Consider the following 26,001-nt stretch of genomic DNA (forward strand, 5'->3'; position numbering starts at 1 on the left):
TGCCGCATGAGTCAATTTAACCGCCTGCGGAAATACCATAGCTTTTTTCGATTCAAAAAGGATTTCGAACAATACAGTTTAAAGAGTGCCAAAAGCTATGAGCTCATATTACATTGGTTACACAGTAAAATGAGCCGCAGCCAGTTCCTCCTGCTCTCCGGTATCCTGGTAGGATGTTCTGCGGGATTAGCCGGCGTCATCTTAAAAAGCCTGGTACACTATATTCATTATGTAATCACCTATAAAGTACATTTCAGCACCCAGGTTATTTTTTATGTAGTGTTCCCCTTTCTGGGAATTGTGCTCACTACACTCATGGTCATCTGGTTTTTCAAGGGGCAGTCGAGGAAAGGCATACCAGCTATCCTGCACGAAATAGCCCGGAACTCCAGCCTGATCCCTCCTGTAAAAATGTATTCCCAGATATTGCAGAGTGCCATCACCGTAGGGCTTGGTGGCTCCGCCGGACTGGAAAGTCCTATCGCTGTTACCGGCGCCGCTCTTGGTTCCAATTATGCACGTACCTATAAACTTGGTTATAAAGAACGCACGCTGTTACTGGCTGCCGGCGCTACTGCCGGTATAGCGGCAGCATTCAATGCACCCATTGCCGGGATGATGTTTGCTTTTGAGATATTACTTACCGGCGTGGTATTTTCTGATTTCATGCCGCTGATTGTGGCGGCCGTTTGCGGTAGTTTACTTTCTAAAATTATTTTACAGGAAGAAGCGCTGTTTCATTTCGAGTCAAGGGTTGCTTTTAACTATCACAACGTACCCTATTATATAGCCCTGGGCATACTCAGTGGATTTTACGCAAGATATTACGTAGTCATCTCACAAAAAATAGAACATTTCTTTCACTCGCTCAACTGGACAGCGTTGCAACGCGCCATCCTGGGCGGTGTGCTGGTATCCGCCCTCTGCGTGGCGCTGCCGCCTTTATTCGGGGAAGGCTACTCCAGTGTGAAATCGCTGGCTGCCGGCAACGGCGAAGCCATTCTCCAAAACAGTTTCTTCCGGTATCTTCCCATACAAAGCTGGATGATACTGGTGTTTACCGGCTGCGTGTGTTTGCTGAAAGCATTGGCTGCATCCGTTACCATACAAAGCGGTGGTAACGGGGGGAACTTTGCGCCATCCCTCTTTGCAGGCGGCTTCCTGGGATTTTTTTATGCGATGGTTTGTCAGCAGATGGGATTCACGGATATCCCGGTTACCAACCTGGTAATTGTGGGTATGGCTGGTGTAATGGCCGGCGTGATGTATGCCCCGCTTACCGCCATCTTCCTGATTGCCGAATCCAGCTCCGGGTACGATCTTTTCATCCCGCTGATGATTGTTTCTACCATCTCTTTCCTGATGGCAAAATGGTTTTCACCTATCTCACCGGAAATCAAGGAACTGGCAAAAGACGGTAAAGTATTTACGCATGCCCATGACAAAAACATCCTGCTGCTCCTGAAAATGGAAGACCTCCTGGAGACAGATGTGCAAACAATTTCCATTGACGCTACCCTGCGGGATATCATAGAACTGGTGAAAGAAGGCACCCGGAATATTATTGCCGTAGTAAACCACGAGCAACTGTTTGAAGGCATTATTACGCTGGATGAGATCCGGCCGGTTATGTTTAATCCCGAACTGTACGATACCATTACCGTAAAGAAGCTGATGCAGGTCCCGCCGGCAGTAGTTAATTTAAAAGATAACATTAACGTGGTGATCAAAAAATTTGATGCTGCCCAGGCATGGAACCTGCCGGTGGTGCAGGACAAGCAACTGGTGGGCTTTATCTCCAAATCCAGCATCCTCAATAAATACCGGTTACTTTTGCAGGAATATTCGGAAGGCTGACGGGGAATTTGTGAACACAGAAGGGCTACTTTTGAAACAAAATACCTAAATTTCTTTATACGAAAATCCGATAATGGCGAGAGTTCTGATAAATTTTGCACATCCTGCCCTGGAGAAATCCAGGGTACATTCCCAGCTGCTGCGGGTGGTTAAAAACATCCCGGGGGTTACTTTCAATGACTTGTATGAACAATACCCCGATCTGGATGTGGATGTGGCCCGTGAGCAAAAGCTGCTGGAGCAGCACGATATTATTTTTATGCAGCATCCTTTTTACTGGTACAGCGCACCAGCTATTGTGAAACAGTGGCTCGACCTAGTGCTGGAACATGGCTGGGCATACGGGCATACCGGCAAAGCCTTACAGGGAAAATATTTCGGCAATATTATTACAGCGGGAGGCGCTGCACATTCCTATGAGCCGGATGGCCATCATGGACATACCGTGCATGAATTTCTGCTGCCTTTTATGCAAACCGCCAAATTGTGCAACATGCATTATACCGCTCCTTATGTGATATACGGCGTGCACCGGCAGGATACTTCAGATATCCAGGAGGATGCAGCCCGGCTGAAACAGGTGCTGGAGCGCCTCCGCGACGATAAATTTGATCTTACTCCTTTGCCTGGCCTGAAAGATCTGAATCAAATACTTCAACTACCCGCTCAAACCAGATAATATGGATCAACATTCTTTACTATTTCAGTCGATGGTATACCTGGCTGCGGCCATTGTATTTGTACCGCTGGCCAAAAAGATGGGACTGGGAGCCGTTTTAGGCTACCTGATCGCGGGTATTATCATTGGTCCTTCTTTACTGGGTTTTATAGGAAGGGAGGGAGAAGATATTATGCATTTCGCGGAATTTGGCGTAGTAATGATGCTGTTCCTCATAGGTATAGAGCTGGAACCGGCGCTGCTGTGGCGGCTGCGTTCCTCCATACTCGGGCTGGGAGGGCTGCAGGTGATATTGAGTGCCGCGGCCATAGCGGGCATTGCCTACCTCGTAGGACAACCAGTGAATACATCGCTGGCGCTGGGGATGATCCTCTCACTGTCGTCTACCGCTATTGTGTTGCAAACCCTGAATGAAAAAGGATGGATGGGCACTTCCGCCGGGCAGAGCGCCTTTTCGGTGTTACTGTTCCAGGATATTGCCGTGATCCCCATGCTGGCCATTTTTCCTTTGCTGGCAGGCAATGCCGCAGCAGATGCTGCTTCGCACAATGCTTCCCTAAGGGATAATTTACCTGGCTGGGCGCAAACGCTGGTAGTGCTGGGAGCCGTAGCCATTATCATCATTGCAGGCAGGTACTTGGTGCGGCCCCTGATGCGTATCATTGCCCGTACCCGTGTACGCGAATTATTTACCGCCACCGCTTTGCTGATGGTGGTAGGCATTGCGGTGCTGATGAACCTGGTAGGCCTCAGTTCCGCGCTGGGCGCATTTTTGGGCGGAGTAGTACTCGCTAACAGTGAATACCGCCATGAGCTGGAAAGTGATATTGAACCTTTTAAGGGATTGTTACTCGGTTTGTTTTTTATTGCTGTTGGAGCGTCTATTGACTTTAGTTTGATTATGAAGCAGCCCTGGCTGATCATGGGTTTAGTGGTGGGTGTTATGGCATTGAAAGGTATTGTACTACTGTTGCTGGGAAAGATTTTCAAACTGAGCACCGATCAGAACCTGCTATTTGCCTTTGCCCTCGCGGATATCGGTGAGTTTGCGTTTGTGTTGCTGTCGTTCACTGGCCAAACAGGGCTGATGAGTAAGGAAATGACCGCCATGATAACAGCGGTAGTAGCCATCAGTATGGCGCTCACCCCGCTGATTATGCTGGTGTATGAAAAAGTGATCCAGCCATATTATACCCGGTCGGAAATAAAGGCCGAAAGGGAAGCGGATGAGATCACTGAAAAGAATCCGGTGATCATTGCAGGCTTTGGCCGCTTTGGCAGTATGACCGGGCGTTTCCTGCGGGCCAATGGCATTCATGCTACGGTGTTGGACCTGGATTCCGACCGGGTAGATGCACTGCACAACCTGGGTATTAAAGTATATTATGGAGATGCATCCCGTTACGACCTGCTCGTTGCCGCAGGCGCTAAGGACGCCAAAATGCTGATCATTGCTACCGATCATGCGGAACAAACGCTGGAGATAGTGAGAATGGCCCAGCGGTATTTTCCACATCTGCAACTACTGGTAAGGGCAGAAAATAATGAAGATACTTTTGAACTGATGGACCTCGGCGTACTGCATATTTACCGCGAAACGGTAGACACTTCCCTGCGTCTTGGCGTGGATGCCCTGCGCATGCTGGGTGGAAGGGCTTACCGGAGCGAACGTGCCGCACGGACGTTTTTCCGCCAGGACGAACGTACCCTGAAAGGCTTATCTGCACTGCGCGACGATAAAAAGCAATATATCAGTTCCATGAAGGAACGTATTGACGAAATGGAAAAGCTCATTTCATCCGACCGTGTAAAAACATGGCTGGATGAAGGACAGGGGTGGGATCCTGAATCATTGCGTGATGAGATCCGGGGAGAAAAAATTGATGAGGAATAATTTACTGCTGAATATGCTGGATAATAAGTTCCGCCACATGATGTAACAAACCCACATCTACCGGGTTTAAATGATCGTGCATAGGCTTGCTGGAAACAGCGCGTACATAGCCTTCTTCATCGGGCTCAAAAGTAATTTCATGCTCTTCAATGGCTACCTTATAAACCGTTTTAAATTGCTGATGAGCGGTTTGCACATCCAGGATGTGCGGATGCCCTTTGTATTCAAATTTAAGTGTGAAGAAGTCAGACATATCATTATTACCGTTGTGCAGTATTTACTTCGCTTTCATCGTGCTGGCGATGATAGTAACGTTTGATCCTGTTTTTTTCATCACGGGAAAACTGATGAATTAACCACAGGAAAAAACAAGCAAGACCGCTGATGATCAATATGTAGCCTATAAAACCCAGGGCATGGAACACTTTGAACCACATCCAGTCGTTGGTTAGGGCATACTGCGCTAAGATAGCTAAAATCAATCCTGCTGACGCTAATACAATTGCAATTTTTTTCATGGGGGGAACTTTTGGGATGTAAAAATCTGTTTCCAGGAATTAAAGGGACAAACGAAATGCCACACATATTTACGCGCTATACTCCATTACGGATGTATTTCACGTAGATATTTCTCTACATTACGAGAGCTATAACGGAGTAATGTGTAAGATTGTTACAGTTGCAAACGAATTCCCAGCTTGTTTAATCCCTTTACCAGGAAGAGCATGATTACTGCAAAAAAAGCGCACCAGGCAATACCCGGCAGCCCTTCTCCCAATACAGCCGGCAGGCTGATCCCCGCAAGCAACATTCCATAAAAAACAATATCCGGTAGTATATAGGTAAGCAAAGGATTGGAACCGGCAGGCCGGAAGAAAGCCGTCCACTTACTGACCTGTTTTACATCTATCAGAAAATATAACAAAGAAAATATGGCCACGCATATCGCGCTGCTATACAGGCACCAGCTGGGTGTAGCCTGGATCTTGGATAGTTTATAGGCAGGTCTTAACAGCATGCCGGCAATCAATAGTAAAGCAAAGTACCCCGTTACACGCGACACCAGCTTACTCCCTTTCAGACCGAGGTCTTCATCAAAATAAAATAACGTCAGCAACATACCCGACAAAACAATAGCCGTATGCGCCGCGTGGCCTGCCTGTGAAGTAAGCCAGCTCCATTCTCCCATGAATGGCTGCTTGCATAAAATATAATACCCGATACACACGGCGATCATCAGCATAATAGCGCCAGCCACCCCTTTAAATACCTGGTAAATAATACATGCATACAGGTATGCCCAGCCTATGAGTCCCAGGATGCCCCACCAATCCGGCGTTAACCGCTCCGTTCCATCTTCACCACCACGGAAAATCAATGCCAGTATAATCAACCCTATCATGCCCACTCCCTTGAAACACCACGAAAGCCATGCGTTTTTGAACTTATAAACATTCCATACCAATATGGCGGATACGTAAAATAAAAGCGACCATGCGGCGCCACTCATCCCGGTAGCAGCGGCATTCACCTTTTCGGCATTTACCATAAAAATACCCAACACCCACAAACCTAATGTGCGCCAGGCAATATGCCGCTGCAACTGCCAGAAAGTATCTCCTTTTGCCAGCCGGCTATTGATGGCGAAAGGCACCGACATCCCCACTATAAACAGGAAAGCAGGGAACACAACATCTACAAATGTCATCCTGTCTTCATTACCATGCGCATGCTGCAGCCACGAAGGGATACCGCTCACACCCGCCACACTGTTAACGAAAATCATGACAAGAATAGTAATCCCGCGGAAAGCATCGATAGATAAAATGCGGCCAGTCTTTAAATTGTTGATCATAAGCGTTGCAGGTAAGGAAATGACTTTGTACCAAAATACATTATTTACTTTATATTCTTCTGCTGCCGTTAAGCCCATTTTAATAATCAGGGTGATAAAAAATAATTACCTTTCTTCCGGTAACAAAATCTCAACAGCTTATGATAAAATCTATCCTCACCGGAACCGGTTTGGCTGCCATTACCTGTTTCACTGCATGTAACCAGGGGCAGAAACAACCCGATGCCAACGCTTCTTCCACCCCCGACGCAGTAGCCGCTAATGTAGACAGCACCGTAAATCCCACACAAGATTTTTTTGATTATGCCAACGGCGGCTGGATAAAACGCAACCCTATTCCAGCAGAATATAGTTCATGGGGTATCGGCAACCTGGTACAGGAAGAACTGTACAAACGCCTGCGTATCATCAACGAAAAGGCAGTAGAAAATCCGACCGATCCTATCTCAAAAAAAATTGCCGCCTTCTGGACCAGCGGAATGGATTCTGTGCGCATCAACCAGGATGGTATAAAGCCCATCGAAGCAGACCTGAAAGCGATTGATGCCATTACCACCATTCCGCAACTGGTACAGGTGGCCTCCAAACTGAACATCACCACCGGCGCATTCTGCAGCCTGTACATCGCGCAGGATGCCAAAAACAGCGACGTTATTGCTGTGCAGCTGGCGCAGGGCGGCTTAGGACTTCCTAACCGCGACTACTACTTCAACACCGATGCGCGTACCACCAACATCCGGAACGCATATCCCGGCCACGTTGCCAAAATGCTTCAATTTGTTGGCTACGACAGCACCGCCGCTAAAAAAGCCGCTGCAGGCATCGTACAACTGGAAACAAGCCTCGCTAAAAACAGCCGCAAGCTGGAAGCACTCCGCGATCCGGAAGCCAACTATCATAAAATGGCCGTAACCCAGCTAAATAAAATTGCCGGGAATATCGACTGGAATGAGTTCATCAAACAACAGGGTATCAACAAATTTGCCGATACCATTATTGTTGGTCAGCCGGAGTTTTATTCCAACCTCAGCAACGCCGTTAAATCGCAACCACTCCAAACCTGGAAAGACTACCTCAAGTGGAACCTGATCAACTCCGCCTCTCAACATCTCAGCGATACCATCGCCAACACCGACTTCGCGTTTTATGGCACCCTGCTCAAAGGACAGGACAAGCAGAAACCGCGCTGGAAAAGAGTGCTGGATGCCGAGGAAAGCGCAATGGGAGAGGCCCTGGGCCAGCTGTTTGTAAAAGAGTTCTTTAATACTACCGCTAAAAAAAGATATGAAAACCTCGTAGAGGAAATACGTACTGAACTAAAAATACGCATTGAACACCTCGATTGGATGAGCGACAGCACCAAGCAAAAAGCATTGTACAAACTCTCCAAAATCACTAAAAAAGTAGGCTATCCTGATAAGTGGAAAGACTTTACCGCGATGGATATCAAGGAACAGTCGTACCATCAGAATATCGAAGCGGCTCACCAGTGGTGGCAAAATTACCAGATCAACAAACTGGGTAAACCGGTCGATCGTAACGAATGGGATATGACTCCGCAAACGTACAACGCTTACTACAACCCCAGCAACAACGAAATTGTGCTACCCGCCGGTATCTTCACCGTTCCAGGTAAGCGCGACGAAGAACTGGACGATGCCATTGTATACGGCTACGCCGGCGCCTCCACCATTGGCCATGAAATTACGCACGGGTTTGATGATGAAGGCCGTCAGTTTGACGCTGCCGGTAACCTGAAAAGCTGGTGGACCAAAGACGACGAAAAGAAATTCAACGAGCGCGCGGCCGTAATGGTGAAGCAGTTCAACAACTATGTAGTAGTGGATACTTTACGCATCAACGGTAAAGCTACACTTGGTGAAAATATCGCGGATCTCGGCGGTATCCTTCTCGGATGGGAAGCTTTCAAAAAAACAGATCAATATAAGAAGAACGAAAAGATCGCCGGATACACCCCATCACAGCGTTATTTCATGGGTTACTCCCTTGGTTGGCTCGGACATACCAAAAAAGAATCACTGGCCAGGCAGGTGCTCACTGATGTACATTCCCCCGCTAAATTCAGGGTGAACGGACCTTTCAGCGATGTGGACGCGTTTTATGAAGTATACGGCGTGAAACCGGGAGATGGTATGTACCGGCCGGATAGCACGCGGGTGCGCATCTGGTAATGTACATTTGTTTATGACACTTATTGTTAAGCCGGGCCTCACGCCCGGCTTTTCTTATGTTTTTATCGCAGGCAAAAAATTATCTTGATGTATATTTGGGGCTTCCAGCCTGGAATTAAAAGAATTGTCAACGAAAAAATAAATGAGAAGAGATCCTGCCAACATAAAGAAAATTATCGGTGTAATCAGTGTAGTCAGTTTAATGCTGGGTAAGCCAACCTTCGCGCAAACTGGCCTTGAGTTGTATAAACCGGCAAAGGAAACTCCCCTCCACTACGTGTGTAAGGAAACTAAAGGCAAAGTGGTGATTGATGGTAAACTCGACGAAGCCGGGTGGCAGCAAGCTACCTGGACAGCCGATTTTAAAGATATTGAAGGCGACGCCAAACCCGCACCACCACTGCGTACCCGGGTGAAGATGATGTGGGACCAGCAATACCTTTACATCGCAGCTACACTGCAGGAGCCTCATATATGGGGAACGCTGGTAGACCACGATGCTATTATTTTCCAGGATAATGATTTTGAAGTATTTATAGACCCCGATGGAGACACCCACCAATACTACGAAATAGAAATCAATGCTTTAAATACGGTGATGGACCTGTTTATGGGTAAGCCGTACCGCAATATGGGAGAGGCTTTGATCAACTGGGACACCAAAGGCATTATCACTGCTATACATATTGATGGTACGATTAATAACCCTTCAGACACCGATAAGGAGTGGACGGTGGAGATGGCCGTGCCTTTCAGTGCCCTTAGCTTCTTCAATAAAAATCAACGGCCGGTGGAGAATAGCCTCTGGCGGATCAATTTCTCACGGGTAGAGTGGGACACAGACATTAAAAACGGCAAGTACGTAAAACAACAACGGCCAGAGCATAACTGGGTTTGGTCGCCACAAGGAATTGTGAATATGCATGCGCCTGAACGGTGGGGATACCTGTTGTTTACCAGTAAAGCCAATACTACTTTCCAGTTACCTCCGGCGGAGGAAGCCAAACAATACCTCTGGCAAATCTACAGCGCCCAACTGCAATACAGGCAAGCCAATGGGCGGTATGCCAAAAGTTTAAAAGAGCTGAAGATCCCTGAAAAACAAACCGGTACTAATAAAGAAGTATATACGCTGTCAATGGAAAGCATTTCATCACAATACAATGCCAGTGTTTCCGGTAGTAATTTCCCTGGTTCCGTAAATATCAACCAGGAAGGTAAAGTGTATAGTAACAGAAAATAACAGCTATGGATAAACGTCTTTTTATAAAATCATTGGGTATCGGTGGATTGGCATTGGTAAAACCTTCGCTGCCAGCCAGCGCCGCTGTTGTAAAGGAAACAGTACCCACGCTGGAAAAGAACGCCGTGCAACACCGGGTTTGGATCAATCCTGATCATAAAGATACTGCTGCCATTTTAAAAGCAAGATATGCTGCTTACAGAAGAGCAGGGATCACTGATATCATGTTTGAGGCAGATAGCGAACTACATTTTAAAACCGCCAAAGCCAATGGTATCAAAGCGCATCGCTGGATGTGGACAATGAACCGCGGAGAAAAAGAATTGCTGGCCAGTCACCCGGAATGGTATGCGCAAAACCGGAAAGGTGAGTCCTGCGCGAATCACCCTCCTTATGTAGATTACTACCGCTGGCTGTGTCCCAGTAAACCGGAGGTAGTGAATTATCTGAAAGACCAGGTGGAAAAAATCCTCTCACTGGATTATGTGGATGGCATTCATCTCGATTATGTTCGCTACTGCGATGTGATATTGCCCGTAAATCTCTGGAGCAATTATGGTATTGATCAGTCGAAAGAATTACCGGAGTATGATTTCTGTTATTGCGAACAATGCCGCAATGCCTATAAAGAAAAACATGGCGTAGATCCGTTACAGATAGAACACCCCGACCAAAGCCCTTCCTGGCGCAAGTTCCGCTACGACCGCATCACCAACGTAGTGAGCAACCTGGCGCAGGTAGCCCAGCAACATAAGAAACCAATTTCCGCAGCAGTGTTTCCTACTCCTGAAATTGCCAAACGTATCGTACGGCAGGACTGGACCAACTGGCCGTTGAACGCCATTTGCCCGATGATCTATCATGGCTTTTACAGGGAAAATGTGAGCTGGATAGGCGATGCGGTGGCAGAAGGGGTGAAGGGGCTGCATGGCGCATTCCCGTTGTATGCAGGGCTGTATCTTCCTGACTTCCACGGCAACTACAACGACCTCGGCGAAGCCGTGAAACTGGCCATCCAGAATGGAGCGGCAGGCGTTTCTATCTTTGGAGAAGTAACACCGGAGGTATTGCGGGTGCTGGGTGAAAATGCTTAAAACAATGGTAAATATTTCGGGGAGATGAAAGCAATAAATATGCTTTCATCTCCCCGAAAATTTTATACCAGTACCTTGAAATTAAAGGGCATTCGATGGTCTGTCTGCTACGGCTTTACCAAAGCTGAGGTTTGGTTTGTTCCCCATTTTAACTACCAGCGTTCCACCGGCCACCACATCCTGGTGGGTGATAAAGCTTTTCGTATATGGTTTACCATTAAGAGTAACGCTTTGGATATAGATATTCTCTGCACTATTATCGATCGCCTGTACTGTGAAAGTTTTATTGGCGCCTACTTTAATAGATGCTTTGTCGAACAGCGGGCTGCCTAATACATATACGCCGCTGGCGGAGTTTTCAGGATAGAAGCCCAGCGATGAGAATACATACCAGGACGACATTGCGCCGCAATCTTCATTACCCGCAAGTCCTTCCGGCTGATCGAAGTAAAATTCTTTCATTACCTGTCTTACTTTTTCAGCGGTTTTCCATTGGTAACCGGAGAAAGCGTACATATAGGTAACGTGGTGACTTGGCTCATTACCATGCGCATACATGCCTATAAGACCGGAGATATCGTTAGATGCTTCTGCGCCCATATCGCCTTTAGCGGTAAAGAGGCTGTCGAGTTTACTGGTGAAGGCATCGTCGCCGCCCATGAGTTGGATCAGTCCTTCCACGTCCTGTGGCACCAGCCAAGTGTATTGCCAGCCGTTGCCTTCGGTGAAGTCGCCTTTTTCATGAACGGAGTTAAACGGATCGTAAGGTGTTTTGAAGCTGCCATCGCTCATACGCGGGCGTACGAAGCGGATGGTGCTATCGAAATAATTGCGGTAGTAAGCCGCGCGTTTTTTGTAGTATTCAAAATCGGCTGTTTTGCCTAACTTCTTTGCCATGGCTGCAATACACCAGTCGTCGATGGCGTATTCCATTGCTTTGGAAACGGATTCATATTCTTTGTCTGCCGGGATGTAGCCTAATTCTTTTACATATTTCAGGCCCAGGTCGTCGCGATTGGCGGTAACTTTCATGGCTTCAAAAGCTTCTTCTGCGTTGAACCCTTTAAATCCTTTCAGGTAAGCATCCACAATAGGAGGTACTGCGTGATAGCCCACCATACAGTTGGTTTCATTACCCATCAGCGGCCATACCGGCAATTTGCCCTGTTGTTTGTGGATGGTGAGCATCGAGTTCACGAAGCTGTTCACCTTTTCAGGATGCAGGATGGTAGCGAGTGGAGCGCAGGAGCGATAGATATCCCAGAGAGAAAATACGGAGTAATTATCGAAGCCTGGGTTAGCATATACTTTTTTATCGGTGCCACGGTAGCTGCCATCATGATCGTTGAACAAAGCCGGATCAATCATGGTGTGATACATGGCAGTATAAAATACGCGGCGTGCGGCCTCGTCTTTTGTTTCAATGCTTACTTTGGCCAGTTCCTTGTCCCATTTAGCATTGGCGCTGTTAATGGTTTTGATAAAGTCCCATCCTGGTATTTCCGCCTTAATATTAGCCAGTGCGTTTTCGCTGCTTACAGGGGAGATGCCTACTTTCAGCATTACCTGTCCAGGCGATTTATCGAATACGATAACGCCTTTGGCTTCTTTCGATTTTACTTCTTTACCGGTTTGTTTATTATCTCCATCAAATACCTGGAATTGTTTCACCGGCACATTTGATTTAATGGCAAACCAGAGGCGTTGGTCCACCGCCCATCCTTTGGAGTAGCGGTATCCTTCTAGCGTATATTCATCTACCTGGCGGATGAATGTTTCTACCGGTGCATCCCAGCCGATACCTTCTTTCAGGTCGATGATGATATTGGCAGGTTGATTTTTCGGGAAGGTGTACTTATGAAAAGCCACTCTTTCTGAAGCGGTTAATTCTGCTTTGATGTTGTAGTCATCCAGCTGAACGGCGTAGTAGCCGGGACGCGCGGTTTCGCGGTTATGAGAATAGTGGGAGCCATATCCGGAGGTGGGATCTTCCTGTGTGCCTCGATTGGTTCTCACTTTACCGGTGTAGGGCATAATGAGTACATCGCCCAGGTCGCCGATACCGGTTCCGCTGAGGTGCATCTGCGAGAAGCCTATTAATACGCTGTCTGAATAATGATACCCGGAGCACCAATCCCAACCTTTTACAATATTGGTAGGTCCTGTTTGTACTGCGCCATAAGGAACGCTGGCACCAACAAATACGTGACCGTGGCCGCCGGAGCCGATATAAGGATCTACTGAAGCAACTGATTTACTTTCAACAAAGCCTGGCAATGGTGCTGACTTCTTCTGTGCACTTGTTTGAATGCCGTGAAACAGCATCGCAGATAACGCAAATGCACTACCTATCTTGATTCCCGTGTTCATAATCAAAAACCTTTAATAATCCGGCAATTTACGCCCGGATTATTACTTTTTCAGTTAATTTTTTCACAATACAGGAGCGGCCTCCAGGTCCGTGACTGGCGCGGGGGAAACATCTTTTTTCAATAAATATTTCCGGGTGTAGATCTGATAAATGATCACCAGCCATAATACCAGGCAGGGCAAGGCTTTCACGGCATAGGGCATCGATATATTTTTCCTTACCCAGGGAGTAAGAATATCCGAATGGGAAAAGCTGATCAGGAAAATGACAAAAAACATAAATATGTTATTCTGTCTTGTGGATGGCTGCAATACATACCAGATACACACCGCCGGTATAGCGATGATGTAGGTGGGCGACTCAGAGCTGGTGCTGAAAAGCACCGGGAATATCAGTGTAGAGCAGAGAATATAGAAGCGATAACGGGAGTTATAGCGATCTTTTAACCGGGTATATTGTAAAAAGAAGAGTACTACCGCAGGAATGAGCACTACGTTATTACTCATGCCCGGCAAATGAAATACCCTTTTTATAAAGCCTCCGGCAGATATATCCTGGAACAGGGTATTCGCGCCTTCATTCAGTTCGTTTTTGTGTACCAGTGCGGCATACCAATCAAAGTAACATTGAATAATATATTGAGGAGAAGATATCACCATGGGCAATGCAAACATCACTGCACCCCATAAAAACAGGTACCCGATAAACCGCCTGGGATTGGGACTGAAAAAGAAAAATGCGAGTCCTACGATGCCATAAAACTTTGTAAGCGTTCCCAACACAATAAAGAAAGCGGCCCTATGTTCTTTTCCCTTAATAGTATTGGTAAAGGTGAGGATAACGAAAGCGCCGATGAACTGGTTCATCTGGAACCAGCTGCTGGCGCCCATCAGCTCCATTGAACACAACAGCAGGATAATATTCTGTTGCAGGCGTAAAAGCGGCAACTGCCGGATGGCATAAAATAAAACAGCCGAACCGGTGAGCGACCACAACATGGCTCCCAGGTGAATCTCCAAACCGGCAAAAGGAGCTATCACGATGCTGAATACCGGGCCATAAAGATTTACATCGTAATAATCGGCCGGGTAGGGGATATATAAAGGCTGCTGGTGAATGACGTGAAAGAATACGTCTCTGAATATGCGATAGTTATTGAAATTATTCCGGGAAACCTCCATGAAGGCCCCGATAAAGGACAAGCCAAACCATAAACTCATGATCAGCCATTCCTTTTCTGCCAGGTAAGTCAGCACATTCCTTTTTTCACGCATATCCATAATTGCTAATTAAATAAAAGCTATAGTACGCAGGTATAACGCACCTGGAGGGGCTATCCCTCTATTGTAGTTTTTATTTATTCGGCCTGGATATCCGGATTTATAAAGAAATGTTACTGCAACTAAAGCGCAGTACTAATTCTCTGAAGCCGCCCATTGTTTAGATTGTTCATTTACAGCGTATACAACGCCGGCAATAATCACACAACAAACTATCAATAAGGAAACGATCAATAATAACATAGCATCCTGGTTTATTCACATGAACCCAAATTTAAAACAAATCCTTTTAGATAATGCGCTTATGTTTGGAGAAGCAATTTTCGTAAATTACTTCTATGAGTGCAATGGCAACTCCCCGGAAAAAACGCCCGGGGAAAGATGAAAAATTAACCTTCAAAGAGCGGCTGGCCGCCCTTCGTAACTTACCGGCATTTTTCAGGATGGTATGGCAAACCAGTCCGGGGCTCGCTATAGGAAATACTGTTCTCAGGGTGGCGCAATCGGCCATGCCGTTATCGTTGTTATATGTGGGCAAGCTGATCATCGACCAGGTGGTGCATCTCACCAAAGATCCGGGGCACTCCACCACCTGGCTGTGGCAACTGGTGGCGCTGGAATTTGGGCTGGCCATACTATCCGATGCGCTTAGTCGCGCTATTTCACTGCTGGATGGCCTTTTGGGCGACCTCTTCGCCAACCATACCTCCGTGAAAATCATGGAACATGCCGCCAAACTGGACCTCGACCAATTTGAAGACGCCGAATTTTATGATAAGCTGGAACGCGCCCGGCAGCAAACCTCCGGCAGAACCGTGCTACTGGCGCAGGTACTGAGCCAGGTGCAGGACATCATCACGATCGTTTTCCTGGCGGCGGGACTGGTATTCTTCAACCCCTGGCTGATATTATTATTGTTGCTGGCCGTAATCCCGGCCTTCCTGAATGAATCGCACTTCAACGACCTGTATTATAAACTGGCCTGGGGCCAAACTTCCGACCGGCGTGAGCTGGATTATATACGCTATCTCGGCGCCAGCGACGAAACTGCCAAAGAAGTAAAGGTGTTTGATCTTTCCAATTTCCTGATCAACCGCTTTAAATTCATCTCCAATAAATTTTATACCGATAAAAAAGTATTGCAGATCAGGGATTCCATCTGGGGAACCATTTTCGCAATAGTAGGTGCAGCCGGATATTATGCCGCCTATGTGATCATCATCCTGCAAACGATCCGGGGTCATCTCAGCATCGGCGACCTGGCTTTCCTGGCGGGGTCTTTCAGGCAGTTACGTACCACGTTCCAGGGTATCCTTATCCGGTTTTCCAGTGTTACGCAGGGCGCCCTTTACCTGCGCGACCTGTTTGAATATTTTGAGATACAACCTAAAATGGTTCCTGTGCTTCATCCCCGGGCGTTTCCTCGTCCTATTCAACAGGGATTTACTTTTGAAGATGTAGGCTTTAAATATATCAACTCCGACAAATGGGCTATCCGGCACCTCAACTTCACCCTTCATCCCGGCGAGAAATTAGCGCTGGTAGGGGAGAACGGCGCCGGCAAAACCACCCTGGTGAAACTACTGTCCCGCCTCTACGATCCGGTAGAAGGGCGCATCCTGCTGGATGGCATAGATCTCCGCGAATACGATCTCAAAGAATTACGTACGCAGGTAGGCGTTATATTCCAGGACTACCAACGCTACCAGATGACCGTTTCCCAGAACATCGCTGTGGGGAACATCGCTCAAAGCAACAACCTCCCCATGATTGAGGATGCGGCCAGGCAAAGTCTCGCTTCCCCGCTTATAGAAAAGATGCCACTCGGCTACGAACAGATGCTGGGGCGCCGCTTTAACCAGGGCATAGAACTCTCCGGTGGCGAATGGCAGAAGATAGCATTGGCACGGGCCTATATGAAAGACGCCCAACTCCTCATACTGGACGAGCCCACCTCCGCCCTCGACGCCCGTGCAGAATACAACGTATTTCTCCGCTTCGCCGATCTTACCCGTGATAAAACCGCCGTATTAATATCCCACCGGTTTTCCACGGTACGCATGGCCAACCGCATCCTGGTGCTGGAACGGGGCACGCTGGTTGAAATCGGGAGCCATGAAGAACTGCTGGCCCGAAAAGGACGCTACGCCGAATTGTTTGAACTGCAGGCCGCCGGATACAAATAAAGCGCCTCCCGGAAGGAGACGCTTCATAAAAACCTATGGCGGAAAGAAGAGGAAATCCCTCTTTCCCTACAGGACGCAGCTCAACGGCTGATACCCCTATTGTCTATTTTTTTATCCGCAGGCGGCGCCTCCCGGAGATAACACCATTTCAGCGTAATGGCCAGCAGCAACATAATCAGCGTAGCAATAACTCCTGCCCACGGTACCTGTCTCTTTTCCTTTCTTCCTGCTTCCACTTTTTTCCATGCCTGCTGCGGATGATACTTACCCATCTGTTTCAACTCTTCCTTCAAAGTAACTTCCTTGCTCAACTCCGCAAACAACAAACGGTTCTCCTCACTGGCATCTATCCATGCCTCCAGCTCTTCGCTTTCTTCTTCTGAAAGCGTGTTTTCCCAATACTTTACTATTAGCCGGGACCGGTGGTAATATGATTCCAGATTACTCCGCAATGGATAGGAAGAAGTTTAATACGAGAAAAGTTTCCGGTTTCAGTCGCCAGTGCAATAACTCCTGTGCCCTTGCTTTCTGCGTTTTCACCCAACTCACCGGCATCGACATCTCTGCAGCAATCTCTTCATTTTTCAGTTCTTCCACATAGCTAAGCTTGAAAACTTTACCGCATCCCTCCGGCAGTGCGGCGATAGCCCGGTTTATTTCCCCACCTACCTCCGCCCTGAGAAAAGCAGTTTTTACAGTTGCTTTATGCTCCTGGCAAGCGTTTAACACCTCTTTATACAGGAACATTTTGATGGCCGGGAAATCATCATCTTCACACTCGTAATTTATGAACACTTTTTGAACGATATCCTCTGCCATAGCGGAATCCGCGATCAAAAGGTCGGCAAATCGGCAAAGGCGCAGGTATAGCAGGTCAAATAATGACTTCAGTTGGAGGTGAGATTGTTTTGGACGGTGCGTGGACATTATGGTAAAAATAGGGAGAAAAGGGGGGATTAGCAAAGGGGGGAATCTTTAATTTTAATTGTTAAATTGAGAATTACTGTACTATTTCAAGATACCCATTATCATCTATCACTATGATTAGAGAATTGTTTGAATCCATATTGGAAAATTATTTAGCGGAAAAAGAACATTATGCGCGTTTGGAAGCTGGTGAGAAGAAATTAAGTGAATTAACGATTCATAACACACTGGTAAAAAGATTGCCCTTTGAATTTAAGAGAGCTAGTAATTTAAATGACAAATATTTATTTGAAGGATCTATTGGAAAAGGTAATATAGCAGAAGTACCACATCTTTGTGTATTTGATACTGCTATTACGACATCAGCACAGGAAGGTTATTATATAGTTTATTTATTTAGTACAGATATGACAAAAATATACCTGACCTTAGAACAAGCTTGGACGCAATATTTGAATAGATATGGAATAGATCAAGGGAAAACAGAAATAGCCAGGAATACCCAAAAGATTAGAAATATTATAAGATCTGCCGAAGGCTTTTCATTTAACCAGCCGGTACTAGGTGCTACCAGGGCATTAGGGAAAGGATATGAACTTGGTGTTATTTGCTCAAAAGTATATTTTTTTGATACCTTACCTTCTGATGCCGAATTCATAGATGACCTTCGGAATTTGGTTGGTGTATATAAAGAACTAAAAGGTCTTGTTGGCACAAATATATTAGATATCAAAACGAGGTCTAGTGAAGAGAGTTTTCAAAGTGAGATTCAAAATACTCCTCCAGAAAAGCCTCCAGTAGGCCCTATCGCTAGAAATACCCAACGAAACTATAACGGTGTAGCATGGAGACGAAACCCGAAATATGCATCACAAGCAATAGAAAATGCAAATTATACCTGCGAACACCAATCCCATCATCAAACTTTTATTAGTGCTAAATCGGGGACTCAATTTGTAGAAGCGCATCATTTAATTCCCATGCAGTTTCAAGATAAATTTGAATATAGCCTTGATGTTCCCGAAAATATTATTGCCCTTTGCCCCAATTGCCATAAAGCTATTCATTTTGCAGAAGTTGCCATTAAAAAGGAGATGATAAAGTTCTTTTTAGAACAGCGAGAAACAGGTTTACTTTCCAGAGGAATTAAGATAAAAGAGAATGTATTATCAGATCTTTATAAGAATAATGAGGAGTTTGTGGAGTAACCCTTTATCCATTGATTCAAGGAAACACCCCTACATTATCCACCACCATACTATACAACCTGTCAACAATCAGCGGTCTTGCAGCCTCAAACCCTCTCTCATGTTCAGAAAACTCAGCATCAGCAGCCAGCTTATTCGCAATGATCGACTCAATTCCAAACTCCGTCCTTCCTTTGTATTGCTGATAAATTTCATCGCTACGTTTCTTTGCAGCGCGCAAATGATAAGCAACCTGCGGCAAGTCGAGCATCGTTTCCAGCTGCGAAGCAACTATATCTGAATGGAAGTAAATAGCGCTGCTGAAGCTCTCCCAATCTTCATAACTTAAAAAATCATGCAATACTAACAAGCAATATACGGGAGGAGGTAAATGTCCTAACTCTTCTAAAGGCAGCCAGAATTTTCGCTGAATATTCTCCGTGGACTCAATGCTTTGTACGATGAGCGTTAAGGCTTCTTCTTTATTATTCTTTGCTTTTCTTAAGATACGCTGAGATAAGGTAAAACGCTCTTCATCAATGCTGGCAATGGTTTGGGCGATGTCGTAATTATGGATTATCAAGTGCTTCCTGGCTATGTCTGATGAAACCGCAGTTTTATTGGTAATGATTTGAATCATTTCTGCTTCAAATAGCAGCCTCGCTTGTTCTACATTTCCGTTTGTTTGGTTAAGCAGGTGAAGGCCGTGACGGGCGCCAATGGAGATTTGTTGACGGAGGAGGTTAAGACTGTCTTTATGTAACATTTAATTAAGGGTAGTAGATTATTTGGCTTTTCTAAGTACAAGCAATTCCCTTGCCTCAACATCCAATGCCTCTGCAATCTCAAACAAAGTTTCTACCGAAGGCTGAATTTTATTAGTACACCATTTAGAAACTGTATTTACATTAACGTCAATCGCTTCAGCTAACCATTTGTTTGCTTTTCCTTTCTCAGCCAGTACTGCCTTTATTCTATTGAATACTTTAACACTCATAAAAAAGCTTTAAAAGCATATTTATCATCAATTTAGGCAGAATAATTCTCATTATGATTCTAAAAAATATCCCTTAATAACATATTTATATCCATTTAACTGATTATAATATCCCTAATATTGATATTTTTATATAAATTTGTACTAATCAAAAATCTATTGTTATGCAAACCTCCCAATCCTTTTTTCATTACACGCACTTATCCGAGACGGAATCTACTGATCCCATGCTCGCCATTAACCGTTTTTGCGAACTGTTCCCTCCGGCTGCCGCGCGACAAACACTATGGCTCTGGCTTTCGGAAACACTCGCAGCTGAGGATACCCAATATGAAAATGCCCAGCACAGGGCGGATTTACTTCTACTTTACAACGAGTTGCTAAGGTTACTGGATGCCAATTACCTTTTAAGCCTATTAAAGGCAGCAAATGGTAACGAAGCGCTGGTAATATCACTTTGATATCAATTCCATCTCAAATGAGCAGCATTGGCCCCAAAGTTGGCTGTATAGGGGTATGCAGCAAGCTTGCAAACATCAGGATCTGGCGCAGATAAAGAGATTCAGGTGCCGGGGTCAATGCTTATTTGTGGAAACTATAAGTTGAGCCGACCAACTAAAAATAGCGGACGCAAGCGGTTCTAAGTGTATAGGAAGTGTATGGGGAGTGTATTGGAAGTGTATTGTGAGTGTATGGTAACAGTATGGGGACTGTATAGGGACTGTATGGGAACTGTATGGGGAATACGACACATACACGACTCCTAAGTACCGGAGAAGTATGCAAGAAGTACCGGAGAAATATGCAAGGAGTATAGCTGCATTATTAAGGAAGGTTAGCTTAAGTGCGCGACTAATACATCTCGTAACTATTTAAATATCAAATTTTTAACTCCATTCACTTCGCCCAATATGTTAATACAAGTTTCTTAAATGAGGACTTCAGAAAGACTGGTTGGATCACTGGGATTTAACAATACAAGGCGACTTCCAGCTTCTTAGAGAACGGACATATCCATTTTTATTCATTTTACCAACGAACAGAACTAATTCCCCAAATCTTTCCTAACTTAATGCGCTGTTTCCTCCCGGTAACAGTTAATTCCCTAAACTAATTACTCCATCACAAACATTTTATTTATGGATTTTAAAGACCTCCTCAAGCAACTTGCTGAAAGAATCCTCAAACACAAAGAACTGGTTCAAACTGAAGAAGCTACTAAACATTCCTTTGTAATGCCATTTCTTCAGGCACTAGGCTATGACGTATTTAACCCATTAGAAGTAGTTCCTGAGTTTGTAGCAGATCTGGGAATAAAAAAAGGGGAGAAAGTTGACTATGCCATCATGAAAGACGGACAGCCACTCATTTTAATTGAATGTAAGCACTGGTCATCTAATCTGGACCCTCACAACTCCCAATTATTCAGATATTTTCATACTACAAAAGCGAAGTTCTCTATTCTGACTAACGGCTTTGAATCCCGGTTCTATACCGACCTGGATGAGCCTAACAAAATGGATGAGAAACCATTCTTTATATTTGATTTAAATGATATCAGGGACAACCAAATAGAAGAACTGAAAAAATTCCACAAAAATTATTTTGATACAGAAACTATTGTTTCTACTGCCAGCGAACTAAAATATCTAAACCAAATCAAAAGTATGATTGGTAATGAAATCAATAGCCCCGGGTCTGACTTCGTAAGGCATTTTGCCAAACACGTATACACTAATGGAATTCTGACACAAAAGGTAATGGACCAATTTTCTCAACTAACAAAAAAAGCATTTCAGATTTACATTAATGATCTCATTACAGAGAGATTGAAAACAGCGCTTAAAACGGAAGAAATTGAGCAAAACAAACCAGAATTAATTGAGCCAGTGATGGAATCCGAAGCAAAAATAGTAACAACCCAGGAAGAACTGGACGGATATAATATTGTAAAATCTATACTACGCAAAACGGTACCCATAATAAAAATCAATTACAGAGATGCTCAATCTTACTTTGCTGTACTATATGACGACAACAATAGGAAACCGATATGCCGGCTCTACCTTAATAATAACAAAAAACAAATCGGACTCTTCAAAATCGATAAAACAGAAATTAAAAAAGAGCTTACATCTTTGGATGACATTTTTCTGCATGCGGACCATTTGATTGATACGGTGAAAAATTACACGGAGAAAATAGCCGAGGTGCAATAAATAACCAGGCAGCAAGTCCGGAATTATCGGGCTTGCTTTTAATCCCCATCCTCTCCACAAAAAAGCCCGGCATCCCTGCCAGGCCAGTTCTATAAACCCACTTTCCTTAGAGGTTATACAATCTTATACCACGGCAACCCGTCACAGCCTTTTGGGTGGTGAATAGAAGGCCGGATACTGGTACCATTAATTTCAAACCAGGGGAAGGAGCTCCAGCCCTGCGGATGATGAATAGTGGGATACAGTTTATCCTCTCTCACCTCATACCAGGGTAGGGAACGGGATCCGCCTGCGTGATGGATAGTGGTAAAAACATTATTGTCTCTTATTTCATATTCTGCTAATGAACGCCCACCATCAGGATGATGTAATGTTCTGTGGAGTTTCATGGTTAAAAATTTTGTAGTAAATAAATATGGTTAACGGTTATACTTTGGGTTTACTAAACAGCAACGAATATAATAAAATATCTGGTTAGGAAAACATACCAATAGAACAAAATTCCTGATGTTTTTTATCAAAAGTCTATAGGGATAAACAGGCAAAAAATACTGCCGGAAACTACGGCATAATTAATTTATATCCTTTACCACGAACATTATAGATGCTCGACCCGGTGTGAAGCTTTATGATCCGCCTGAGCCTTGATATATACACGTACAATTTGTTGATATCATGATTATCTTTTCCAAAAGCCGTGTCCATGATATCCTCTCTCAACATCAATTTGTTAGCATTATCATACAGGTACCTGTATACCTTCTTAACTTCTGGCGCCACTTTTCTTAGCTTTCCGTGGAAGCCATAAAACTCATTATCTTCAGGAGAATAATAAGGCCCTTCTATAGTTCCTTTCATAAGATGTAATTATTGGTGTGGGTTAGGGACGCCTGCAATCTGCCCGTCAATTCACGCAGGTTGAAAGTTTTAGGGAAATAACCATTCGCACCCCCTCTGCCAAATATTTCCGCCGATACGAGTGCAAGGTCTTCCCCGGATAAATAAAATATAGGGATGTGCTTATCCTTACTGCGGATGCGTTCCCCAAGATCAATTCCATTCAGGCGGGGCATCCTGATATCCAACAAACAGGAATGAAATGAGAATTCATTAAACAGCAGCCATGCATGTTCCCCATCATAGGCGCTATAAACTTCGAAACCTTGCTGATTGAGTATTTTTCTTACAATACCAGAAAAAATGGTATCATCGTCAGCGTGTAAAATCCGGTTTTTCATAATTGAGTTCAATTGGGTTATAGGTCTAAATAAGTTTAAAAGCATCCACGAAATCCCAGCTATCCACAGCATCGTATATGCCTTACATTTATACTGATTGATACAAATAGAATTCATGGATTCAAATAATTCCTCAAAGAAAAAAACTATTCACCACTAAAATCGAAGTCTTAACGGAAAATTTTAATTCTAATAATCAAAGTGCGGAATAAAATATCAAAACAACAAAATAGGCTACAATAAAGGGTTTCAAAGTATCATATTTTGTTAATCACTATTAACATATATTTGATAAAGTTAGTAGTCCGAAATATTTGTTAATGCATCAGGCATTTACATTTCATTAATGAACGGCATTTTATTATGAAGTAAAGTACACGCATAAACGAATCAAAATCCCGCTTCATTTATCTAGCTAAAAAATATTTTTAAAAATTATTTGGAGATATTAAAAAAATATCCCCACCTTTGCATTGACAAAAAAACAATAAACATGTACCGCCCAATTTTTAACATACAATCAAAACACCAGTTTAGTCTGATACCAGGCTATACCAGTGGCGGGGCATGTTATGCCGAAGAATAAGTTGAAATAACAAATTCGATATAACACAGGCCCCGCAAGAGATTGCGGGGCTTTTTATTTACACTTAAAACTAAAAATACGCATGCAAATGCATATTCATAACATACAATTTAGTAACGATCATAACAAACCACTGTTATCGGTTTGCTATCGCTATGAAATATTTCATCAACGACACCGGTGTCGACGAACATAAGTAACGCTTATGTATATACGTAGAAACCGGTCGTGCTGAACGCCCGGTTTTTGTGCTCAATAGTCGCGCAGCTAAATGCAAAACAGTCACGAAAAACACATACGCAAACAAACCCAGTCCGGTAGCTCAATCGGTCAGAGTACCTGCCTTATACGCAGCTGGCTATTGGTTCAAATCCAATCCGGACTACTTAAAAAGCCCTGTAGCACAATTGGTTAGCGCGTCTGCATTTGGAGCAGAAGGTTATTGGTTCGAGTCCGGTCAGGGTTACTAAAATACGGTGCTTGTAGTTCTAACAGGCGTAGCAGGTTCGAATCCTGCTACTCACACAACACGGATGAATAGCTCCAATGGTAGAGCAGCGGTTTGAAGCACCGCCTGTGCAGGTTCGACTCCTGCTTCATCCACCACGCAAATGAAAAGCATTTGCTAAAAAGCTTCCTCAACAGGAAGACGGGGATAGATGTCCATTCACAGCAACCCAGGCAGGAGTATCGTACTACTCCGCAGTGCAGCCGTAATAACGAACTGTATGCTGTTGCTGCAATACACTATTCCCGCACACACATAGTCTGTGAGTAGAAGGTTCGAATCCTTTCCGTCCTTGAAAAACGGTAGCTCATCGGTAGAGCAATAGACAATCTCATAGGGAGATTAAATCAGAAGGACTGTAAATCCTTTACAACAACAAACAAAGCCAGGGCTCACTGCCCAGCCACCTCATCAAAAGGATGATACCGGCAGGCTGGCAAACACCCGCAAACAGGAACTTCATCAGGCCCTTACCATCACTTAGCACTTCCGCCCTAACTGATGCATAAGGACTGATCAACACCTGTTTCCGTGTTCACCATCCGGACACCAGCACTGGCTTTTTTATCAACACCCCCAAAATGAAAGAAAATGAAAAGAGTAACCATCAACGCCTACGAAAGAGGCCTGGTTTTTAAAAACGGCGTTTACCAGCGAATGCTGCAGGTAGGCCGCCACTGGCTGATCAACGAAGATGTAACCATCTTCGATATCAACAAGCCATTCATCGCTCCGGTAGAACTGAACATCCTCCTGCAGGATGCAGAGGTAGTCAACGCATTGCAGGTAGTGGAAGTAAAAGACACCGAAATTGTGCTACACTACGAAAATGGATTGCTGAAGCAGGTATTGACCGCCGGCAGATACGCCTTCTGGAAAAATATCATCGACAATAAATTTGTTCGCGCAGATATCGCTAAAATAGCGATCACTGAAAATATAGATAGATCTACCCTGTGCCACCGGCTGGTAGCACCTTACGTAAGATCTTTCAGCGTGGAAAACTACGAACAGGCCATCATGCTGGTAGATGGTAAATATGCCATGACCCTCTACTCCGGCGTTTATTGCTGGTGGAAGAATAACATCACCATCACCATCAGTAAAATAGATACCCGCCAGTTGCAGCTGGAAGTAAATGGCCAGGAAATCCTGACCAAAGACAAGGCAGCACTGCGAATCAATGCATGGGCACAGTACCGGGTTACAGATATCAATAAGGCCGTGTTGCAAAACAAGGAATACGAACGGCAGCTGTATGTACAGTTTCAGCTGGCTTTGCGGGAATATATCGCAGCCCTGAACTTCGATGAATTGCTGGAAAAGAAAGATACCCTCGCGCCGGCTATACTGAAAGCAGTAAGCACAAAGGCGGAAGTTCTCGGCATTAACGTGACCAGCTTCGGTATCCGGGATATCATCCTGCCAGGTGATGTAAAAGACATCATGAACCAGGTACTGGTAGCCGAAAAAAAAGCACAGGCCAATATCATCATGCGAAGGGAAGAAACTGCCAGCACCAGGAGCTTGCTGAATACCGCCAAGCTGATGGAAGACAACCCCATGCTGTTTAAGCTGAAAGAAATGGAGTATGTGGAAAAAATCGCGGAAAAGATCAACAGCATCAGCGTCAGCGGAAACGGTGTACTGATAGATCAGCTGCGGCAAATCTTCATCTCTAAATAAAA

Annotated in this window: 23 protein-coding genes and 3 tRNA genes; 14 read left to right on the forward strand and 12 right to left on the reverse strand. The window is 44.8% G+C overall.

Going from position 1 to position 26,001, the window contains the following annotated elements:
- The first annotated feature begins 6 nt into the window (after positions 1-6).
- The 3 genes from V7S65_RS20805 to V7S65_RS20815 all read left to right on the forward strand — a co-directional run bounded on the left by V7S65_RS20805 (position 7) and on the right by V7S65_RS20815 (position 4,430).
- Entirely contained in the window at positions 7-1,857 is a 1,851-nt protein-coding gene (locus V7S65_RS20805) for a chloride channel protein (protein WP_336387753.1), read from the forward strand.
- A gap of 73 nt (positions 1,858-1,930) precedes the next feature.
- Positions 1,931-2,536: an NAD(P)H-dependent oxidoreductase gene (locus V7S65_RS20810; protein ID WP_111577106.1), complete on the forward strand. Its 606-nt coding sequence runs from the start codon at positions 1,931-1,933 to the stop codon at positions 2,534-2,536.
- 1 nt (position 2,537) lies between these two features.
- The gene (locus V7S65_RS20815; protein ID WP_336387752.1) at positions 2,538-4,430 is read left to right on the forward strand and encodes a monovalent cation:proton antiporter-2 (CPA2) family protein; all 1,893 of its coding nucleotides are present in this window, start codon (positions 2,538-2,540) and stop codon (positions 4,428-4,430) included.
- Between the two features lies 1 nt (position 4,431).
- On the opposite strand, the gene V7S65_RS20820 is transcribed toward V7S65_RS20815, so the two are convergent.
- From V7S65_RS20820 to V7S65_RS20830, 3 genes are all read right to left on the reverse strand, one after another.
- A complete protein-coding gene (locus V7S65_RS20820; protein WP_111577108.1) occupies positions 4,432-4,683 on the reverse strand; it encodes a hypothetical protein in 252 nt (83 codons plus the stop codon).
- 7 nt (positions 4,684-4,690) lie between these two features.
- Complete coding sequence (locus tag V7S65_RS20825; protein ID WP_336387751.1) at positions 4,691-4,948, reverse strand: hypothetical protein; 258 nt, start codon at positions 4,946-4,948, stop codon at positions 4,691-4,693.
- Positions 4,949-5,103: 155 nt separating this feature from the next.
- On the reverse strand, positions 5,104-6,363 hold the full coding sequence (locus tag V7S65_RS20830; protein ID WP_339546307.1) for a DUF5009 domain-containing protein: 1,260 nt from the start codon (positions 6,361-6,363) through the stop codon (positions 5,104-5,106).
- Positions 6,364-6,425: 62 nt separating this feature from the next.
- Between V7S65_RS20830 and V7S65_RS20835 the strand changes: the two genes are divergently transcribed.
- The 3 genes from V7S65_RS20835 (at position 6,426) to V7S65_RS20845 (ending at position 10,814) form a co-directional block, all read left to right on the forward strand.
- On the forward strand, positions 6,426-8,477 hold the full coding sequence (locus V7S65_RS20835; RefSeq protein ID WP_336387749.1) for a M13 family metallopeptidase: 2,052 nt from the start codon (positions 6,426-6,428) through the stop codon (positions 8,475-8,477).
- Positions 8,478-8,619: 142 nt separating this feature from the next.
- Positions 8,620-9,720: a carbohydrate-binding family 9-like protein gene (locus V7S65_RS20840; protein WP_336387748.1), complete on the forward strand. Its 1,101-nt coding sequence runs from the start codon at positions 8,620-8,622 to the stop codon at positions 9,718-9,720.
- 5 nt (positions 9,721-9,725) lie between these two features.
- Positions 9,726-10,814 carry a family 10 glycosylhydrolase gene (locus V7S65_RS20845; protein ID WP_336387747.1) on the forward strand — a complete coding sequence of 363 codons (1,089 nt, stop codon included), beginning with the start codon at positions 9,726-9,728 and terminating at the stop codon, positions 10,812-10,814.
- Positions 10,815-10,895: 81 nt separating this feature from the next.
- On the opposite strand, the gene V7S65_RS20850 is transcribed toward V7S65_RS20845, so the two are convergent.
- Together V7S65_RS20850 and V7S65_RS20855 are read right to left on the reverse strand one after the other, a co-directional pair.
- On the reverse strand, positions 10,896-13,184 hold the full coding sequence (locus tag V7S65_RS20850; RefSeq protein ID WP_336387746.1) for a GH92 family glycosyl hydrolase: 2,289 nt from the start codon (positions 13,182-13,184) through the stop codon (positions 10,896-10,898).
- Between the two features lie 63 nt (positions 13,185-13,247).
- On the reverse strand, positions 13,248-14,465 hold the full coding sequence (locus tag V7S65_RS20855) for a glycosyltransferase family 87 protein (RefSeq protein ID WP_336387745.1): 1,218 nt from the start codon (positions 14,463-14,465) through the stop codon (positions 13,248-13,250).
- Positions 14,466-14,803: 338 nt separating this feature from the next.
- Between V7S65_RS20855 and V7S65_RS20860 the strand changes: the two genes are divergently transcribed.
- Positions 14,804-16,651, forward strand: a complete 1,848-nt coding sequence (locus V7S65_RS20860; RefSeq protein ID WP_227024436.1) for an ABC transporter ATP-binding protein — start codon at positions 14,804-14,806, stop codon at positions 16,649-16,651.
- Positions 16,652-16,731: 80 nt separating this feature from the next.
- Here V7S65_RS20860 and V7S65_RS20865 read toward each other — a convergent pair whose 3' ends face one another.
- Positions 16,732-17,103, reverse strand: a complete 372-nt coding sequence (locus V7S65_RS20865) for a hypothetical protein (protein WP_336387744.1) — start codon at positions 17,101-17,103, stop codon at positions 16,732-16,734.
- On the reverse strand, positions 17,093-17,578 hold the full coding sequence (locus V7S65_RS20870) for a sigma factor-like helix-turn-helix DNA-binding protein (RefSeq protein ID WP_336387743.1): 486 nt from the start codon (positions 17,576-17,578) through the stop codon (positions 17,093-17,095). Before V7S65_RS20870 ends, V7S65_RS20865 begins: the two co-directional genes overlap by 11 nt.
- A gap of 113 nt (positions 17,579-17,691) precedes the next feature.
- On the opposite strand from V7S65_RS20870, the gene V7S65_RS20875 reads away from it, so the two are divergent.
- A complete protein-coding gene (locus V7S65_RS20875) occupies positions 17,692-18,786 on the forward strand; it encodes an MrcB family domain-containing protein (RefSeq protein WP_336387742.1) in 1,095 nt (364 codons plus the stop codon).
- A 16-nt stretch (positions 18,787-18,802) separates the two neighbouring features.
- On the opposite strand, the gene V7S65_RS20880 is transcribed toward V7S65_RS20875, so the two are convergent.
- Together V7S65_RS20880 and V7S65_RS20885 are read right to left on the reverse strand one after the other, a co-directional pair.
- Entirely contained in the window at positions 18,803-19,531 is a 729-nt protein-coding gene (locus V7S65_RS20880) for a hypothetical protein (protein WP_336387741.1), read from the reverse strand.
- Positions 19,532-19,549: 18 nt separating this feature from the next.
- Complete coding sequence (locus V7S65_RS20885; protein WP_079471666.1) at positions 19,550-19,762, reverse strand: helix-turn-helix transcriptional regulator; 213 nt, start codon at positions 19,760-19,762, stop codon at positions 19,550-19,552.
- A gap of 164 nt (positions 19,763-19,926) precedes the next feature.
- On the opposite strand from V7S65_RS20885, the gene V7S65_RS20890 reads away from it, so the two are divergent.
- Complete coding sequence (locus V7S65_RS20890; RefSeq protein ID WP_111577119.1) at positions 19,927-20,223, forward strand: hypothetical protein; 297 nt, start codon at positions 19,927-19,929, stop codon at positions 20,221-20,223.
- Positions 20,224-20,901: 678 nt separating this feature from the next.
- A complete protein-coding gene (locus tag V7S65_RS20895; RefSeq protein ID WP_336387740.1) occupies positions 20,902-21,981 on the forward strand; it encodes a type I restriction endonuclease in 1,080 nt (359 codons plus the stop codon).
- Between the two features lie 113 nt (positions 21,982-22,094).
- Here the strand turns inward: V7S65_RS20895 and V7S65_RS20900 are convergent, their stop codons facing one another.
- The 3 genes from V7S65_RS20900 to V7S65_RS20910 all read right to left on the reverse strand — a co-directional run bounded on the left by V7S65_RS20900 (position 22,095) and on the right by V7S65_RS20910 (position 23,219).
- On the reverse strand, positions 22,095-22,370 hold the full coding sequence (locus V7S65_RS20900) for a hypothetical protein (protein ID WP_336387739.1): 276 nt from the start codon (positions 22,368-22,370) through the stop codon (positions 22,095-22,097).
- A 172-nt stretch (positions 22,371-22,542) separates the two neighbouring features.
- Positions 22,543-22,839, reverse strand: a complete 297-nt coding sequence (locus tag V7S65_RS20905) for a winged helix-turn-helix domain-containing protein (RefSeq protein ID WP_079471663.1) — start codon at positions 22,837-22,839, stop codon at positions 22,543-22,545.
- The gene (locus V7S65_RS20910) at positions 22,836-23,219 is read right to left on the reverse strand and encodes a response regulator (protein WP_168771265.1); all 384 of its coding nucleotides are present in this window, start codon (positions 23,217-23,219) and stop codon (positions 22,836-22,838) included. The genes V7S65_RS20905 and V7S65_RS20910 overlap by 4 nt, the downstream gene beginning before the upstream one ends.
- An 897-nt stretch (positions 23,220-24,116) precedes the next feature.
- Between V7S65_RS20910 and V7S65_RS20915 the strand changes: the two genes are divergently transcribed.
- From V7S65_RS20915 to V7S65_RS20930, 4 genes are all read left to right on the forward strand, one after another.
- A tRNA-Ile gene (locus V7S65_RS20915) sits at positions 24,117-24,190 on the forward strand.
- A gap of 7 nt (positions 24,191-24,197) precedes the next feature.
- Positions 24,198-24,271: transfer RNA gene (locus V7S65_RS20920), tRNA-Gln, on the forward strand.
- Positions 24,272-24,336: 65 nt separating this feature from the next.
- A tRNA-Phe gene (locus tag V7S65_RS20925) sits at positions 24,337-24,411 on the forward strand.
- 493 nt (positions 24,412-24,904) lie between these two features.
- The gene (locus tag V7S65_RS20930) at positions 24,905-25,999 is read left to right on the forward strand and encodes a slipin family protein (protein ID WP_111577122.1); all 1,095 of its coding nucleotides are present in this window, start codon (positions 24,905-24,907) and stop codon (positions 25,997-25,999) included.
- Positions 26,000-26,001: the final 2 nt, after the last annotated feature.

The sequence above is a fragment of the Chitinophaga sp. CCNWYY40 genome (assembly GCF_037483205.1).
Taxonomy (GTDB): domain Bacteria; phylum Bacteroidota; class Bacteroidia; order Chitinophagales; family Chitinophagaceae; genus Chitinophaga; species Chitinophaga ginsengisegetis.

Bases quoted from the DNA above. Each gene is read 5' to 3' on its own strand.
- V7S65_RS20805 (WP_336387753.1), top strand. From the start codon at position 7: ATGAGTCAATTTAACCGCCTGCGGAAATACCATAGCTTTTTTCGATTC.
- V7S65_RS20810 (WP_111577106.1), top strand. From the start codon at position 1,931: ATGGCGAGAGTTCTGATAAATTTTGCACATCCTGCCCTGGAGAAATCC.
- V7S65_RS20815 (WP_336387752.1), top strand. From the start codon at position 2,538: ATGGATCAACATTCTTTACTATTTCAGTCGATGGTATACCTGGCTGCG.
- V7S65_RS20820 (WP_111577108.1), bottom strand. From the start codon at position 4,683: ATGTCTGACTTCTTCACACTTAAATTTGAATACAAAGGGCATCCGCAC.
- V7S65_RS20825 (WP_336387751.1), bottom strand. From the start codon at position 4,948: ATGAAAAAAATTGCAATTGTATTAGCGTCAGCAGGATTGATTTTAGCT.
- V7S65_RS20830 (WP_339546307.1), bottom strand. From the start codon at position 6,363: ATGGGCTTAACGGCAGCAGAAGAATATAAAGTAAATAATGTATTTTGG.
- V7S65_RS20835 (WP_336387749.1), top strand. From the start codon at position 6,426: ATGATAAAATCTATCCTCACCGGAACCGGTTTGGCTGCCATTACCTGT.
- V7S65_RS20840 (WP_336387748.1), top strand. From the start codon at position 8,620: ATGAGAAGAGATCCTGCCAACATAAAGAAAATTATCGGTGTAATCAGT.
- V7S65_RS20845 (WP_336387747.1), top strand. From the start codon at position 9,726: ATGGATAAACGTCTTTTTATAAAATCATTGGGTATCGGTGGATTGGCA.
- V7S65_RS20850 (WP_336387746.1), bottom strand. From the start codon at position 13,184: ATGAACACGGGAATCAAGATAGGTAGTGCATTTGCGTTATCTGCGATG.
- V7S65_RS20855 (WP_336387745.1), bottom strand. From the start codon at position 14,465: ATGGATATGCGTGAAAAAAGGAATGTGCTGACTTACCTGGCAGAAAAG.
- V7S65_RS20860 (WP_227024436.1), top strand. From the start codon at position 14,804: ATGAGTGCAATGGCAACTCCCCGGAAAAAACGCCCGGGGAAAGATGAA.
- V7S65_RS20870 (WP_336387743.1), bottom strand. From the start codon at position 17,578: ATGTCCACGCACCGTCCAAAACAATCTCACCTCCAACTGAAGTCATTA.
- V7S65_RS20875 (WP_336387742.1), top strand. From the start codon at position 17,692: ATGATTAGAGAATTGTTTGAATCCATATTGGAAAATTATTTAGCGGAA.
- V7S65_RS20880 (WP_336387741.1), bottom strand. From the start codon at position 19,531: ATGTTACATAAAGACAGTCTTAACCTCCTCCGTCAACAAATCTCCATT.
- V7S65_RS20885 (WP_079471666.1), bottom strand. From the start codon at position 19,762: ATGAGTGTTAAAGTATTCAATAGAATAAAGGCAGTACTGGCTGAGAAA.
- V7S65_RS20890 (WP_111577119.1), top strand. From the start codon at position 19,927: ATGCAAACCTCCCAATCCTTTTTTCATTACACGCACTTATCCGAGACG.
- V7S65_RS20895 (WP_336387740.1), top strand. From the start codon at position 20,902: ATGGATTTTAAAGACCTCCTCAAGCAACTTGCTGAAAGAATCCTCAAA.
- V7S65_RS20900 (WP_336387739.1), bottom strand. From the start codon at position 22,370: ATGAAACTCCACAGAACATTACATCATCCTGATGGTGGGCGTTCATTA.
- V7S65_RS20905 (WP_079471663.1), bottom strand. From the start codon at position 22,839: ATGAAAGGAACTATAGAAGGGCCTTATTATTCTCCTGAAGATAATGAG.
- V7S65_RS20910 (WP_168771265.1), bottom strand. From the start codon at position 23,219: ATGAAAAACCGGATTTTACACGCTGACGATGATACCATTTTTTCTGGT.
- V7S65_RS20930 (WP_111577122.1), top strand. From the start codon at position 24,905: ATGAAAAGAGTAACCATCAACGCCTACGAAAGAGGCCTGGTTTTTAAA.